This is a genomic window from Paraglaciecola hydrolytica, assembly GCF_001565895.1.
Taxonomy (GTDB): Bacteria; Pseudomonadota; Gammaproteobacteria; order Enterobacterales; family Alteromonadaceae; genus Paraglaciecola; species Paraglaciecola hydrolytica.
Genome location: NZ_LSNE01000015.1, coordinates 127,397 through 142,643, shown reverse-complemented (window position 1 = coordinate 142,643; position 15,247 = coordinate 127,397). Strand labels below are relative to the sequence as shown.

Here is a 15,247-nt window from a genome sequence, read left to right as displayed (position 1 = left end):
TATTATTGTCATACAAATAATTGATGAATGCTATTTGGCTATCATTTACACAAGTTAAAGGTTGCATATGTCACGCTATGTTTTGGGGCTAGATTACGGTTCAGATTCAGTGAGAGCTTTGCTGGTAGATACCAGTAATGGTGCTGAAATAGCTGATCACATGGTGGTTTACCCACGTTGGAATAAAGGTTTGTACTGCGCGCCTGAGCGCGATCAGTTCAGACAACATCCTCAAGATTATTTAGACAGTCTTGAAGAAGTGATGGCTGGTTTGTGGTGGAAGGTATCAGCAGGTATTGTCGATAAAGTTGTGGGTTTGAGTATCGATACTACAGGCTCGACCCCGGTGGCGATAAATAAACAAGGTGTACCTTTGGCCTTGACCCCTGAGTTTAGTGACAATCCCAATGCGATGTTTGTATTGTGGAAGGATCACACGGCCATTAAAGAAGCGGCTGAAATAACCCAAAAAGCCACTGCCAATTCAATTAATTACATCAGTAATATGGGTGGTGTGTATTCCTCTGAATGGTATTGGGCCAAAGCCTTACATGTATTACGCAGTGATGAACAAGTGCGTAAAGCGGCTTATAGCTGGGTAGAACATTGTGATTGGTTAACGGCGGTACTGACAGATACTACTGATCCTTCGGTATTTAAAATGGGCCGTTGTGCTGCTGGCCACAAAATCATGTGGAACGAACAGTGGGGCGGTTTTCCTCCGAATGATTTTTTTGTGGCTATCGATCCCTTATTAGACGGTTTGGTAGATACCCTCAATCCTAACACTCAGACCTCTGCTCAAGTGGCTGGCCGCTTGACCCAAGAATGGGCTGCCAAACTCGGTTTGCCGGTAGGCATTGCCGTGGGTTATGGCGCCTTTGATTGCCATATGGGCGCGGTAGCGGCCAATGTTAAACCCGGTGTATTAACCAAAGTCATGGGCACCTCGACCTGCGACATTACCGTCGTTGCGCCACAGCAATTAGCGGGTGCCAGCGTTAAGGGTATTTGTGGTCAGGTAACAGGCTCGGTTATTCCTGGCATGATCGGCCTTGAAGCAGGTCAGTCGGCCTTTGGTGATTTGTATGCCTGGTTTAAAAACGTCCTCAACTGGCCTATGGCAAATATCAAACTCAATATTGCTGGAGTTGATGCCAATGCGGCTGCGGCGATAAAACAATATATCGAACAACAAACCTTGCGGGCCTTGTCTGACAAAGCCAGTCAAATAATGCCTAAAGCCACTGATGTTGTGGCCCTTGATTGGATCAACGGTCGTCGTACTCCGGTTGCCAATCAAGGAGTGAGCATGGCCATTCAGGGTATCAAGATGGGTACTGATGCGAGTTATATTTTTAAAGCCCTAGTGGAAGCCACGGCTTTTGGCTCTAAAGCCATCACCGACTGTTTTACCCAGCAAGGTGTGCCGGTTAATTCCATTGTGGTGATAGGGGGTATTTCGAAAAAATCTGATTATGTGATGCAAACCTGTGCTGACATTTGGAATTGCCAAATAGATGTACTTAAAAGCGAACAAAGCTGCGCTCTGGGTGCCGCCATATTTGCCTCTGTTGCTGCCGGCGTTTTTGCCACGGTGAGTGAGGCGCAAGCCAGCTTAGCCTCCCCTGTCTATAAAAGTTATCTGCCTAATCCAGAGCGTGTGCCGGTGTACGAACAACTCTACGCCAAATATCAAGCTTTAGGTTGTTACGAAAGTGGAGAGGTAGCATGAAATATCGTGAATTAAAACGCCAGGTTTATGAAGCCAATCTAGAGCTGCAAACCCGTAATTTAGTGGTTTATACCTTTGGTAATGTGTCCCAAATTGATCGTGATGCAGGGGTGATTGCCATTAAACCCAGTGGTGTGTCTTATGCCGATATGAAGGCAGACGACATGGTGATTGTGGATTTAGATAACAAGATAGTTGAGGGCAGCATGCGTCCTTCTTCAGACACTAAAACTCATACTCATCTATATCGCCATTTTGCTGATATCGGTGGTGTGACTCATACCCATTCCACTTATGCCACAGCCTGGGCGCAGGCGAAATTATCTATCCCTTGTTTAGGTACTACTCACGCTGACTTTGTATTTGGTGAAATTCCTTGCACAGCAGAAATGAGTGACGAACAAATCAAACGAGATTACGAAGAAGAAACCGGTGTGCAAATTACTGACTGTTTCAAACAGCGTAGTCCTAATGAAGCACCCATGGTGATAGTGGCGGGACATGCGCCCTTTACCTGGGGCAAAGATGCTGCCAAGTCGGTATATCACGCGGTGATATTAGAAGAAATTGCCAAAATGGCCTATCTGACTCGTACCTTAAACCCAACAGGTTCGTTATTAAGTGCGGCGATTTTAAACAAACATTATCAAAGAAAACACGGTAGTGGCGCCTATTACGGCCAAAGCAACTAACCACAAATTTATTTATTACGAGGTTTAAACATTATTATGCCTACTAACAGCATTAAAAACGTCTGGTTTGTTACCGGATCACAAGATTTATACGGGCCCAAAGTCCTTGCATCCGTGGCTGAAAACAGCCAAGCCATGGTTAAAGAGTTAAATGAAACCGCAGCGTTAAACGTCAATTTGGTGTGGCAACCCACGGTGAAATCACCGGAAGAGATTTATGCGGTGTGCCAAGCGGCAAATACTGATCCTAACTGTGTGGGTCTGGTCTTATGGATGCACACCTTTTCACCCGCCAAAATGTGGATCAAAGGCTTAAATGCTTTGAGCAAGCCTTGGTTACATTTACATACTCAGTTCAACGCGGCCCTACCTTGGGCTGACATCGACATGAACTACATGAACTTACATCAAAGTGCCCATGGTGATCGTGAATTTGGTCATATTGGTACACGTATGCGTATAGAACGCAAAGTGGTTGCCGGTTACTGGCGCAATAAAGACGTGCAGAAACAAATGGATGATTGGTGCCGTGCCGCCAGTGGCTGGCATGAAAGTCGTCATCTAAAGGTCGCGCGTTTTGGCGATAATATGCGTCAAGTGGCAGTCACCGAAGGTGATAAAGTTTCAGCTCAAATCCAGTTTGGCTACGAAGTCAATGCCTACGGTATCCAAGATCTGGTTGATGTGGTCAATCAGGTCAGCGCCAGCGACATTAAAAACCAAATCGAATTATATAAAAACGACTACATCATCAGCGCTGATGCCTTGAATGATAGTTATCAATATAAAATGTTTGAAAACGAAGCCCGCCTAGAACTGGGCATGTTGAAGTTTTTAAACGACGGTAAATACAAAGCTTTTACTAACTGTTTTGAAAACCTCGCGGGCATGACGGGTTTACCCGGTTTGGCCACTCAGCGTTTGATGTCACAAGGTTTTGGTTATGGCGGCGAAGGTGACTGGAAAACCTCGGCCATGGTACGCATCATGAAAGTGATGGGTGAGGGCCGAACAGGCGGCACCTCGTTTATGGAAGACTACACCTACAACTTCGGTGCTGTTGACCAAGTATTAGGCGCTCACATGTTAGAAATTTGTCCAACTATTTCGCAAGCCAAAGCCCGTCTTGAAGTACACCGTCATACCATAGGCGTTAAATGTGATGTGGCGCGTTTGTTGTTTACCGCGTCGCCAGGCCCATCAATTAATGTTTCACCTATCGATATGGGTAATCGTTTCCGTATTATCGTGAGCGAAGCTGACACTGTTATCCCTCCGGCTGAGCTGCCTAAGTTACCTGTGGGCGGTGCAGTGTGGGAGCCAAAACCCAACCTATCGGTTGCCTCTGCAGCTTGGATCCATGCTGGTGGTGCTCATCACTCGGCTTACAGTCAGACAGTCACCACCGACATGATCATTGACTATGCAGAAATGGCCGGGGTTGAAACTGTGGTCATAGATGCCGATACCACTATCCGTAGCTTTAAAAACGAGTTGCGCCAAAGTGCGGCGTATTACCACCTCAATCGCGGCTTGTAAAAGCCCTTGGAAAAAGCCAATCTGCGGATTGGCTTTTTCAACGATTAAACAAGGTAAAAAATGTTAGATCTATCTTCTTACAGCGCCATTATTTTTGATATGGATGGCACCCTAATTGATTCAATGGGCGCCCATATACAGGCCTGGCGCATGACCTGTGAACATTTTTCTTATCCCTTTGATGGGGATTTTATGCATGGTTTGGGTGGGGTGCCCACGCGGCAAACCGTGGTTTTGTTAAATGAAAAGTTCAATCTTCAGCATTCGCCTGATGACGTAGCCGCCAAAAAACGTGAATTTTGGTTAACGCTGGACGATACCCCACGCATTATTGAACAAACTCATCAGGTACTACAGCATTATCACGGCAAACTAAAGATGGGCATTGGTACCGGCGCAGAACGCGCACACGCTGTTGATTTACTCAATAAAACGGGGCTTGATCAACTAGTTACTACCTTGGTTACTGCCAGCGATGTTACTCACGGCAAACCCCATCCCGAAACCTTTTTAACGGTGGCTCAGTTATTGGGTGTTGAGCCTGCTAAGTGCGTGGTGTTTGAAGATACCTTAATTGGCAAAGAAGCTGCTACTCGTGCCGGAATGGATTGCATTTTGGTATTAGATGGACAAATTCAACAAGAGGGGCAAAGTCTGCTCTTGGCTTGATTACACGCTATTGACTGGTCTGTTGGTTTTATTTTTATCAAGACTAATTAATGGCCTTACTAAATTATAAAAACCTTACTACAGGATAAATTATGTCTCAGACCTTATTAAGCAAACAGCACACTAGCCCTCTTGTTTCAAAAACATTGTGCATACGTGCACTTACTGTCGCTCTGGCGGCTTTATTTCTAAGTGCTTGCAATCCTGCTGGGCAAAGTACCAGCCAGACATCAAGTGAAAAAACAGCAGTAACGGAACAAACAATGAAAAGTACAAAATTTGCCGCTGATAGCAAGCCCTATGGGCAATTGGCCGATGGCACCCAAGTGGACATGATCACGTTAAGCAATCCTAATGGCATTGAAGTTGACGTTATCAGTTATGGCGGGATTATTACGCGTTTATTAACCCCTGATGCACAAGGCCAGTTGGGCGATATCGTCTTAGGTTTTGACAATCTTGACGATTATGTGAGTGCCAGCCCCTATTTTGGCGCTTTGATTGGTCGTTATGGAAATCGTATTGCCAATGGCCGTTTTGAGCTAAATGGTGAAACCTATCAACTAGATACTAATGACGGAGCTAACCATTTACACGGTGGAGTGCAAGGTTTTGATAAAAAAGTATGGGCTATGCAGCCTTTTACCACCGACAACAGCGCTGGCATTGTATTGACCTTACTTAGCCCCGATGGCGACCAAGGATACCCCGGTAATTTAGCCGTCGAAGTGACCTATGAACTGACTGCTGACAATCAGTTAGATATGCGCTTTAAAGCCAACACTGATAAAGCCACAGTGGTTAATTTAACCCAACACACTTATTTTAATTTGGCGGGCAAAGACGACATTCTTGCTCATCAAATGCAAATCAATAGCGCAACTCTCACTCCCGTTGGCGCGGGTTTGATCCCTACTGGTGAATTAAGCTCAGTTGAGGGTACACCTTTTGATTTTCGTCAGCCTAAAGCCATTGGTAAAGATATTCGCGTAGAAGATGCGCAACTGGCCTTAGGCTTGGGTTATGACCATAACTATGTAGTCAAAGCTGAGCCAAGTGAAGAGTTAGTGTTAGCAGCAACGGTAAGTGAGCCCACTACTGGCCGTGTATTAGAAGTGTGGAGTGAAGAGCCCTCGGTACAATTTTACTCAGGAAATTTTTTGGATGGCAGTTTGCAAGGCAAAGGTCGTACTTTTGGCCATCGTAGTGGTTTTTGTTTAGAGCCCCAGCACAATCCAGATTCGCCTAATCAGCCACAATTTCCGACTACCACTTTGTTGCCAGAAGATACTTATCAGACTCGCATTGTTTATCGCTTTGCGACGCAATAACAATGAGTGCTAAAAGCAACACACTTTACTCTGTCCGCATTGGCAGGGTTTGTCGTCGTTTTTAATAAATAATAGATAAGGATCCCATGAGAAATTGCATGAAAACCTTTAGTCAGTTGGCCATAATAACACTCATACTTGCTGTGACTGCCTGTAGTATTAATGAGGGCAAACACGCTGAAAAGGCGGGGGCGCCACAAAAAGGCAGCTTTACTAATCCGTTGTTTCCTAATGGGGCCGATCCTTGGTTGGAATATTGGGATGGTAATTATTATCTGACTACCACCACCTGGACCTCAGAATTGGTCATGCGTAAATCGCCCACCTTAGCTGGCCTTGTCTCAGCCGTTCCTATTAACGTATGGTCGGCCACCGAAGCCCAGCGTTGTTGTAATTTTTGGGCCTTTGAATTTCATCGTTTGCAAGGTCCCAATGGTTATCGCTGGTACATGATGTACACCGCAGGTCAAGACGGTACCTTAGATCATCAACATCTTAATGTGCTCGAAAGTGCCGGTGACGACCCCATGGGCCCTTATGAATACAAAGGTGCCATGATGCCGGATGTATGGAACATCGACGGTAATTACCTGCAATTAAAAGACAAACTTTACCTGATTTATTCCCAGTGGCAGGGTGATGAGCAGCGTAATTTGATTGCAGAAATGGATACACCTTGGAGTCTCAAGGCAGATACCAAACACGTGGTATTAACCAGACCTGTATTAGAGTGGGAAGTGAGTGAACGCAAAGTCACTGAAGGTGCCGAAATTTTGCAGCATAAAGGCCGCACCTTTATGACCTACTCAGGTAGTTTTTGTGATACTCCAGACTATAAATTAGGTCTGTTAGAATTGGTGGGCGATGATCCTATGGTTGCAGCCAATTGGCACAAGTCAGAGACGCCAGTATTTGAGCGCACCGAAACCGTGTTTGGCCCAGGTCATAATGGCTTTTTCACCTCGCCGGACGGCACGGAAGACTGGTTGGTTTATCATGCTAATGCACTGGAAACCGAAGGTTGTGGCGCTTCACGCTCCCTGCGCGCGCAAAAGTTTACATGGCATGACGACGGTACTCCTAACTTTGGCAAACCCATTACACCGGGTGTCATAGTCGCCCCTCCTTCTGGTGAAGATGGCCCCCTGGAAACCATAGTACAGGGTCAGACCTACTCCTTAGTTAACGCTACATCACAAAAGTGTTTGGATGTTGGTCCGAGCTTTGCCCTGCAAGCCCAATGTGCTGCCAGTAATAACGACTGGGTGCTGGACTCAACTACAGAAGGCTTTTACCGTTTAGCCAAACGTGATAGCAGACAATTTTTAGACCTTGCCCAATGTAAGGCTAAAGAGGGGGTGAATACCCAACTCTCACCTTGGCATAACAATTATTGTCAGCAATGGCAGCTTAAAACCGCGGACGATGGTTTAGTCACTATTATCAATCGCGCCACAGGTTTAAATTTGTCGCTGGCTAATTGCTCAAGTGACCTTGGTCAAGCAGTGCAACAAAATACCAATACTGAGTGCCAACAATGGCGTTTACAGCCGACGGGTGACGTGGCGATACTTAGTCAGCAAAGTGGTAAGGCCTTATCCATAGAACTAAGCCCAGCTAAATTTGCGCGTAATGTTGAACAAAGTGCTTGGACCAATAACACCAATCAAATCTGGCAGATGACGGCCACAGAATTTGGTTTTATGCAGCTTAAAAACAAAAATGCAGCAGAATTGTGTGTGGGCATTGCAGAAAATGCTGTAGTGCCAGGCGCTAACGTTGAGTTACAGCAATGTACGGCGCCAACCGCCCAATGGCGTATGCAGCCGGTTAATGGTGGAGGCTTTAATTTTATTAATCGTTATAGCAAGCAGGCGTTGAACTTTGCCAATTGTGGCTTAGCGCAAGGTACTAATATTGCTCAAGCTCCAGTATTGAATAACAACTGTCAGGTCTTCCATTTACGAGCGACGAAATAAGCCAAGGTTTTCGCTATCTAAGGAAAAAAGCCCGGAAGACCGGGCTTTTTTATCAGTAAAATTACTGCGGAAAGTGAAGATTTTTTAAAAATGGGTATTCGATTTATCCAATACCCTATGCTTACGACTTAAAGCTTAGTCTGTAATAACTGACGGCGGTGAAATGCTAAAAAGCCCAGACTGGTAAGCATTAACAAACCAGTAGCAGGGGCAGAAACATCTTTCGCCTCAAAATCATAACTACCATCAGCTTCGGTACCTGATATAACAGCATTATTCTTAATGTATTTTTGTTGTTAATTAATTGTAAATTTATCTGACATTTTTTATATCGAATTTCCGTTCTGGTGCAATGCTGACAGTCAGTTATGAATGTGCTTAAATTTGCTAGATAAATCATTGATATGGAAAAGGCAAAGATGAAAGAAAAAGAGTTTAGTGTGTGGTCTGAAACACGCAAAAAGGGCAAGTTGAAATTCACCCTAGTGAATGGTTTATTAGCGTGGGGTGTACCTATGTTTATTATTATGACGTTTGTAGCAAACGATGCTTTTGATGACTCAGGTATTATCCTTTCTTATGTATTAATCAATGCAGTTGCTTGGACGGTTGGCGGTTTATTATTTGGTATTGCTACATGGTTTTATTCAGAGCGTAAATATCGTAAAGAAATCGACAAGCGCACCGCTGCTTTATAAAAATTAATCCCATACCTATTAAAAAACCTAGCCGATTTATCTCAGGCTGCAACAAAACGTGTTTATTCACTTGTTTTGAAGCTGCCACTAAGGAGTATTTTTGGACATTAAAATAGCTACAACATCCGCCCAAATCGAGTCTTGTTTTGCTGTATTAAAGGAATTGCGCCCGCATTTAGTTGCGACGGAGTTTGTCAGTACAATTACTCGGTTGCATCAATCCCATGGTTTTTGCTTGGTGTATTTATGCGCTCCCGATGTGAAAGCGGTAGCCGGTATTCGTATGGCAGAATGGTTGTATAGGGGTAAATATTTAGAAATTGAGGATTTGGTCACTGCTACGAATGCGCGCTCAAAAGGTTATGGCAGCACATTATTTGATTGGTTGTGTCATTACGCAAAACAACATGATTGTAAACAAGTTAGGCTGGTATCAGGGGTACAACGTGAGGATGCCCATCGATTTTATCTGGGTAAGGGCATGAAATATGAGGCTAAGTATTTTTCTCTGAACATTTAATCTTCAGTCGTTTGTTGACTCATTTTCAAGTCTTTAATGGCTTGGAGTCTTAACTCATTTAAACGCAGTTTTATAGCTTGGCCTTGCAGGCCACTGGCTACTATGGCTTTGATATCTACTTGCAAGGCGCGTTGATAAGCCTGCCAAAAATAGTGGCTATTAGGATATTCACGCTCTTCAAATCCGGTCCTGCCACGGGCATCGGCTTCACAACACAGTAATAAATCGGCAAAACGTTGGGGTTTGCGCCATACGTCACAGTGATTAAGTACTTTCAATATGGTGGCAGGTTTCAACTCAAAGGCCTTATGCACATGAGTGTGGTATTCACTCATGAGTAGCGCGAGTTCACGGCAGTCATTCGGAGCTTTAAGTCTGTCACATAAGTTATTAATGGCCGCTAAACCAGATTTTTCATGGCCGGGATGTGAGGGCCAACGATGTTCTGGGGTGAGTCCTTTACCCAAGTCATGAACGAGTGCGGCGAAACGCACAGTGAGTTTGTCGCTTAATTTAGCGGCTTGTTGCAACACCATGATAGTGTGAATGCCGGTGTCAATTTCTGGATGCCACTGCGCTGGATTTGGGATGCCCCAAAGTATCGCGAGTTCTTTGAACCAAATAGTTAAGGCACCACTTGCACGCAATACCTCTATATAGATATCGGGGTTGGCGCCCTCTAAGCTGCGAGCGGTTTCTTGCCAAACCCGCTCGGCACTGAGGTACTCTAGTTCGCCACTACCACAGATTTGTTGCATCAAGGTGAGAGTTTCTGGCGCGATAGTAAAACCTAGTCCGTGGTAACGAGCAGCAAAACGCGCGACGCGCAATACTCTGAGTGGATCTTCGACAAAGGCATCAGATACATGACGTAGTACTTTTTTGGCTAAATCGTTCTGGCCGTGGTAAGGGTCAATGAGCTGATTATGCTCATCCATGGCGATGGCGTTAATGGTTAAGTCACGGCGCATTAAATCATCTTCAAGGCTAACATCGGGTGAGACATCACAGACAAAACCGCTGTAACCGCTGCCTGTTTTACGTTCGGTACGGGCGAGGGCATATTCTTCTTTGGTTTTGGGATGTAAAAATACCGGAAAATCCGCGCCCACTTGCTGATAACCTAAGTCCAGCATGTGTTTAGGTGTGGCACCTACCACTACCCAATCGCGATCTTTAACACTTAGGCCTAACAGCGTATCGCGCACTGCTCCACCCACTAGGTATATTTGCATTTGTACTGTTATGGTATGCCTTAGGTAAGTAACTGCATGTATTATGCCTTAAAGCTAAATAATTCATATAATTAAGCCCAAAAAGTTGTGTTTTAGCGTGCCAGTGCCTTTGACAATAATTGGCTTACTGGTTAGTTTAGCAGCGCAACTTTTTAAAAGGCTGAGCACAGTAAAACTATGTATCTGAGTTATTTTGGATTATCTGATAATCCCTTTTCTATCGCGCCAAACCCTGACTATTTGTATATGAGTCCACGCCACAAAGAAGCCTTAGCTCATTTGATTTTTGGCTTGCGTGAAAGTGGTGGATTTGTGATGTTAACTGGCGAGGTCGGCACGGGTAAAACCACGGTATCCCGTAAATTAATGCAACAGTTACCACACAATACTCAGGTGGCGATGATCTTAAATCCGAGTTTGTCGGCGATTGAATTATTGGCGACAATTTGTGATGAGCTGGCGATAGAGCATCAAACTCAACAGCTGAGCCTTAAATATTTTACCGATTTGATCCTCAGCAAACTTGCTGCTAACCATCAGTTGGGCATTAATACGGTGCTCATTATTGATGAAGCTCAGCACTTACAGCCCGAAGTACTGGAGCAACTCAGGTTGCTGACTAATCTTGAAACCAATCGTGAAAAATTACTTAAAGTGGTATTAATAGGTCAACCTGAGTTGCAGCAATTATTAAAACGCAACGAATTACGCCAACTCGCCCAACGCATTACTGCTCGTTATCATTTATTGCCTTTAACCGCGGCTGAGGTTAAATCTTATATTGCCCATCGTCTTGGTGTAGCTAACGGTGATATCAGCACCTTTAGTCAAGGCACTATTAACGCGGCGTTTCGTATTACCGGCGGTATTCCACGAGTGATCAATTTACTGTGTGATAGAGCCTTAACCCTGACCTTTACCAAGCAGTTACCGGTAGTACAAAAGCATATTTTTTATGCCGCGGCTGAGCAAATTCTCGGTGCTGATGTGCTTAAACAACGGGTAGGTAAACGCTGGACGTATTTGTTAGTGGCGAGTTTTGTTGTGGCAGTCACTGTAGGTTTTTGGCTAGGAAGACTGTATGCATAATTGTATTCAAACACAAAACCTCAAACCGGGCATGGTGATAGTGCAGGTCACTCAACAAAATGGTCCCATCAAAATCCGTAAAGCGGGTTTGGTAACCAGTATAGAGATGATCCAAGGTTTGCTCGAAATGGGCATTCAAGAAGTGCAAATAGATCCTAATCAAACCGTCGAGATCGAAGCCTCTGCACCTGTGATACAAAACTCCGCCACCATGCAACTGCTGCAAAGTCATAGTGCTACTGTGCCTAAAGCTGACCACCATTTACATGATCAATTTAATCGCAGTTTGTTTTTACCTTCAGTGCAGGATATTCCGTCACAGTGGCAGTTTTACACTAAACGTGCCGCCATCTTGGCTGCATTGGTTATAGTGGGTTTAACCCTGGGTTTTGGCGCCGCATATTTACCCAGTGTGCTGGCGCTACGCAGTCCTTTAGTGCTTGCTGAGCCAGTTGCAGAGGTAAGTGAAAAAAACTCAACAACTGATAATGTAGAAGAGCCAATATTGGCCAATACCCCCCCGGCTACCAGCCAAAATCCACCGGAAAATACTCCAGCTCAAGTTGAGATTCAGCAGCCTAAACTTGCGCAACAAGAGCAAGAGCCTGAAACAGAACAATATGAAGTTAAAGAGCCAAGCAAGGGAGTAGAAGTAACACAGTCAAGAACGGCAGAAAAACCACAGCCCGCTTCGCCCGAATTATTAAAACGTTTTGAAAAAGTTATCCAACAAATGGAAAGGGAAGAGCGTTATGCCAGTAAAAATAGCGAAGCTGAGTCATTAGCTAATAATAACGGGCCCATAGTGGATCTGAATGAGTTTCCGATTTTAAACGAGCAGGGTGAAGCTCTTGTTGAACAAAACCTAAATGAGCAAAAAGTATCAGAGCAAGGTGAGTTAATCGCGAAACAAAATATGTTGACGCAAGTAGCCAAAGAACGCATTGTGCAAGATGTGCCACGCATCGATCAGTTGCCAGACTGGCTGATGAAAGAGTTACCCAGCATGGCGTTTTCTGCCCATATGTATGCCTCAGTACCATCTGAGCGCTGGGTTCGAGTGAATGGGCAAAATAGAGGAGAAGGTGAGTTAATCGATAATAAAGTGCAGATCCTACAAATCGCGCCTCAGCATGTGATCTTAAATTATGCTGGTCATGAGTTTAGCATGCAGGCTATGACCGACTGGTAAGGTCTTGCTTTGCTTCACCTTTGAAATTGCAGCCATCTTAGCTGCTCTCACTTACCGCGGTTAGCTAGCCTATTTACACTTAGTGGGCTAATAGGGTTTGATGTAAAAACTGTTTTAGATTTAATTCAAAGTCGGCTGGATCTACGCTGCCTACAATAACATCATCAACCACTGCCAAATCCAACTGAGTGACGGTGTCATGCTGTCTGCTGTCTAAGTCATAAAAAGCCATTACCACAGGTTGCAAAGGACGTTTTTTATTTAAACGCATGACAATGGCGAGTTTGTTACTGGCGAGTTTTACCAGTGAGCCTATGGGAAAAGCGCCAATACACAGGATAAACTGCTCTATAAGCTCGTTATCAAAACCTTGAAGTTGCTCGCTCATATAATGCAGCGCCTCAGCCGGTTTGTAGGCACTACGATAGGGTCTGACGCTGGTTAATGAGTCATACACATCAACAATTGCGGCCATACGTCCGTAAATTGAAATATCTTCTGCCATTAAACCCTGAGGATAACCAGAGCCATCGAGTCGTTCATGGTGTAAACGAACGACTTCACGGCTTACCTCAGAAATAGTATCTATGCTGCTGATCATTTTTAAGGCGATATTGACATGGTTTTGCACCTTTTTAGTTTCAGCCTTATTAAAACACTCGGGTTTTTCGGTGAGTAGCAATGGCAGTTTTATCATGCCAATATCCATTAATAAGGCACCCGCTCCCAATTGACGCATTAAGGTTTCATCAAAGCCCATATGGCGCGCAAATACGATAATTAAAATGGCGCAATTGAGGCTGTGTTCTAGAAAATATTGATCATTTTCACTGATTAAGGTCACGATATTAATGGCATCGTCACATTCAAAAACCTTGTCCATTAATTGCTGGCTCACCGCATTAACACTGGCAATATCCGCTACTTTGGCGGTTCTTATCCTCGTCATTAACTGGCTATGTACGGTTTTAATTTGCTCGTAAACTTTCAGTGCGTGATCTAACTGTTGTTGGTAATTCAGACCTTGTTCATTGACTTGGTCGAGGGGAAGGGCAGAATCGCTAAGCTGATTTTGTAGGCTGCGATTCAGATCTATTTCGATTTGTAATATGCCTTTATCAACGAGTTTAGCGATCTCTTGGTCGCTTTGTATAATGCCGCCAGAAGTAACCCGATACACACCTGCTTGTTTGGTTACTTGAGTCACAAACATTCCCGGTTGTAACTCTGTTATATCAATCACTTTTAGCATTATTTAATCTCATATTTTGGAATAAAAGCTTGAAGTACATAGTGTTGGAGAATTTATACAAGCCGTCAAGTAATCTCGCAAGTTCTGGGTGGGGCGCTTAACCTTGACTTATTTCCCACGCAGCATAAATACGTTTACACTCGCTGTGAAATTTCCCATTTTTAGTAAAATGGTTACTCATTAGTACGGATTGGTATTAAGACAAACTAGCAGTAGATAAGGATTCTGAATTGGGCCTGCTAAGCGATAACGCAAAAAAACGCATAAACCGAACTTTTTTAAACACACTGTTTTGTCTGAGTATTGCGAGTGTTTGCAGTGTTGATGCAATTGAAGCCCCTATAACATTACAGAATGAAATCAACGTTACTACAGGCGAGGGTTATTTCCCTTATGTTGATAATAATTTTATGTTGGGTGGCTGGTCACGGGCCTTAGTACAACAAACCTTTTTAACTATGGGACATGAGCTTAGTGTTGAAATATTACCTTGGGCTCGGGGCCTAAAGTGGACCTTGGAAGGTAAGTTTTTAGGTACCTTTCCCTACGTTTATTCTGCTGAGCGTGCAGAACAGTTTTTGTTTTCAAAAGCGATTAATCAAGTGCCAATCCGCATGTATGTTGCTACAGACTCCGCATTTAAAAAAATCGAACAAATTCAGGGTAAACGCCTGTGCATTCCGCATGGGTATACCATTGGACAAGCAGAACAACGGATAATTGAGCAATACGCCATGACAGTTAACCGCGCTAAAGATGCGATTGGTTGTGTCGGTCAAGTACAACGAGGCTGGAGTGATGCTGGTTTAACCAACGGCTATATCGCCGCGCATAAAATAAGTCAGTCTAAAAATGGGGAAGCACCCATAATAATATTCCCCCAAGAACTCTCCTTTGAACCGCTGTATTTTTTAGTTAGTAAAACCTACCCCAACGCCCAGCAATGGATTGATGAATTTAATCAGGCCTTTGCAACATTAGAAAAAAGCGGTCAAAAGCAAAATATTGACGAATTATTTTTACGCGCTATTACTCAGCCGTAAGCAAATATATTAGAAATTTGATTTTATACAGCAGAGATAATTAATCTAAAAAATAAATGCAAACGTTTTCATTAATGTTAAAAGTTTGTGTATAGTTCGCTCCCTTAGATAAATATACCCCTTGTCATTGGAATTGTACGACGGCGGCAAAAGAATAAAACCCATGAGCTTAGTCCCTTAAGTGATTAGAGCGAATGAATGCAGCCAACAAATGTACAGTTTCAAGGATGAAGGATTAAATGTACGTTAAATCGTTGTTGGGAGCTTTACATG

Annotated in this window: 13 protein-coding genes; 11 read left to right on the top strand and 2 right to left on the bottom strand. The window is 43.9% G+C overall.

Features of this window, described 5'->3' with window-relative positions; all coding sequences use genetic code 11:
- Positions 1 to 67 precede the first annotated feature (67 nt).
- From AX660_RS20670 to AX660_RS20635, 8 genes are all read left to right on the top strand, one after another.
- Entirely contained in the window at positions 68 to 1,735 is a 1,668-nt protein-coding gene (locus AX660_RS20670) for a ribulokinase (RefSeq protein WP_068381532.1), read from the top strand.
- Positions 1,732 to 2,427, top strand: a complete 696-nt coding sequence (locus AX660_RS20665) for an L-ribulose-5-phosphate 4-epimerase (RefSeq protein ID WP_068381528.1) — start codon at positions 1,732 to 1,734, stop codon at positions 2,425 to 2,427. The genes AX660_RS20670 and AX660_RS20665 overlap by 4 nt, the downstream gene beginning before the upstream one ends.
- Positions 2,428 to 2,463: 36 nt before the next feature.
- On the top strand, positions 2,464 to 3,966 hold the full coding sequence (gene araA / locus AX660_RS20660; RefSeq protein ID WP_068381525.1) for an L-arabinose isomerase: 1,503 nt from the start codon (positions 2,464 to 2,466) through the stop codon (positions 3,964 to 3,966).
- 60 nt (positions 3,967 to 4,026) lie between these two features.
- A complete protein-coding gene (locus AX660_RS20655; protein WP_068381522.1) occupies positions 4,027 to 4,635 on the top strand; it encodes a beta-phosphoglucomutase family hydrolase in 609 nt (202 codons plus the stop codon).
- Between the two features lie 92 nt (positions 4,636 to 4,727).
- Complete coding sequence (locus AX660_RS20650; protein ID WP_201027485.1) at positions 4,728 to 5,966, top strand: aldose epimerase family protein; 1,239 nt, start codon at positions 4,728 to 4,730, stop codon at positions 5,964 to 5,966.
- A 98-nt stretch (positions 5,967 to 6,064) separates the two neighbouring features.
- Entirely contained in the window at positions 6,065 to 7,945 is a 1,881-nt protein-coding gene (locus tag AX660_RS20645) for a family 43 glycosylhydrolase (protein WP_235594799.1), read from the top strand.
- A gap of 419 nt (positions 7,946 to 8,364) precedes the next feature.
- Positions 8,365 to 8,643 carry a hypothetical protein gene (locus AX660_RS20640; protein WP_068381517.1) on the top strand — a complete coding sequence of 93 codons (279 nt, stop codon included), beginning with the start codon at positions 8,365 to 8,367 and terminating at the stop codon, positions 8,641 to 8,643.
- 100 nt (positions 8,644 to 8,743) lie between these two features.
- A complete protein-coding gene (locus AX660_RS20635; RefSeq protein WP_068381513.1) occupies positions 8,744 to 9,163 on the top strand; it encodes a GNAT family N-acetyltransferase in 420 nt (139 codons plus the stop codon).
- Here AX660_RS20635 and AX660_RS20630 read toward each other — a convergent pair.
- A complete protein-coding gene (locus AX660_RS20630; protein WP_068381510.1) occupies positions 9,160 to 10,398 on the bottom strand; it encodes a multifunctional CCA addition/repair protein in 1,239 nt (412 codons plus the stop codon). The two genes, AX660_RS20635 and AX660_RS20630, sit on opposite strands and share 4 nt — an antisense overlap.
- Before the next feature lie 177 nt (positions 10,399 to 10,575).
- Between AX660_RS20630 and AX660_RS20625 the strand changes: the two genes are divergently transcribed.
- Together AX660_RS20625 and AX660_RS20620 are read left to right on the top strand one after the other, a co-directional pair.
- Positions 10,576 to 11,487, top strand: a complete 912-nt coding sequence (locus AX660_RS20625; protein ID WP_068381507.1) for an ExeA family protein — start codon at positions 10,576 to 10,578, stop codon at positions 11,485 to 11,487.
- Positions 11,480 to 12,679 (top strand): general secretion pathway protein GspB, encoded by a 1,200-nt coding sequence (locus tag AX660_RS20620; protein ID WP_068381504.1) that lies wholly within the window; start codon positions 11,480 to 11,482, stop codon positions 12,677 to 12,679. The genes AX660_RS20625 and AX660_RS20620 overlap by 8 nt, the downstream gene beginning before the upstream one ends.
- A 79-nt stretch (positions 12,680 to 12,758) precedes the next feature.
- Here AX660_RS20620 and AX660_RS20615 read toward each other — a convergent pair whose 3' ends face one another.
- Positions 12,759 to 13,931 (bottom strand): HD-GYP domain-containing protein, encoded by a 1,173-nt coding sequence (locus tag AX660_RS20615; protein WP_068381501.1) that lies wholly within the window; start codon positions 13,929 to 13,931, stop codon positions 12,759 to 12,761.
- A gap of 230 nt (positions 13,932 to 14,161) precedes the next feature.
- Between AX660_RS20615 and AX660_RS20610 the strand changes: the two genes are divergently transcribed.
- On the top strand, positions 14,162 to 14,974 hold the full coding sequence (locus AX660_RS20610) for a substrate-binding periplasmic protein (protein ID WP_082769054.1): 813 nt from the start codon (positions 14,162 to 14,164) through the stop codon (positions 14,972 to 14,974).
- Positions 14,975 to 15,247 lie beyond the last annotated feature (273 nt).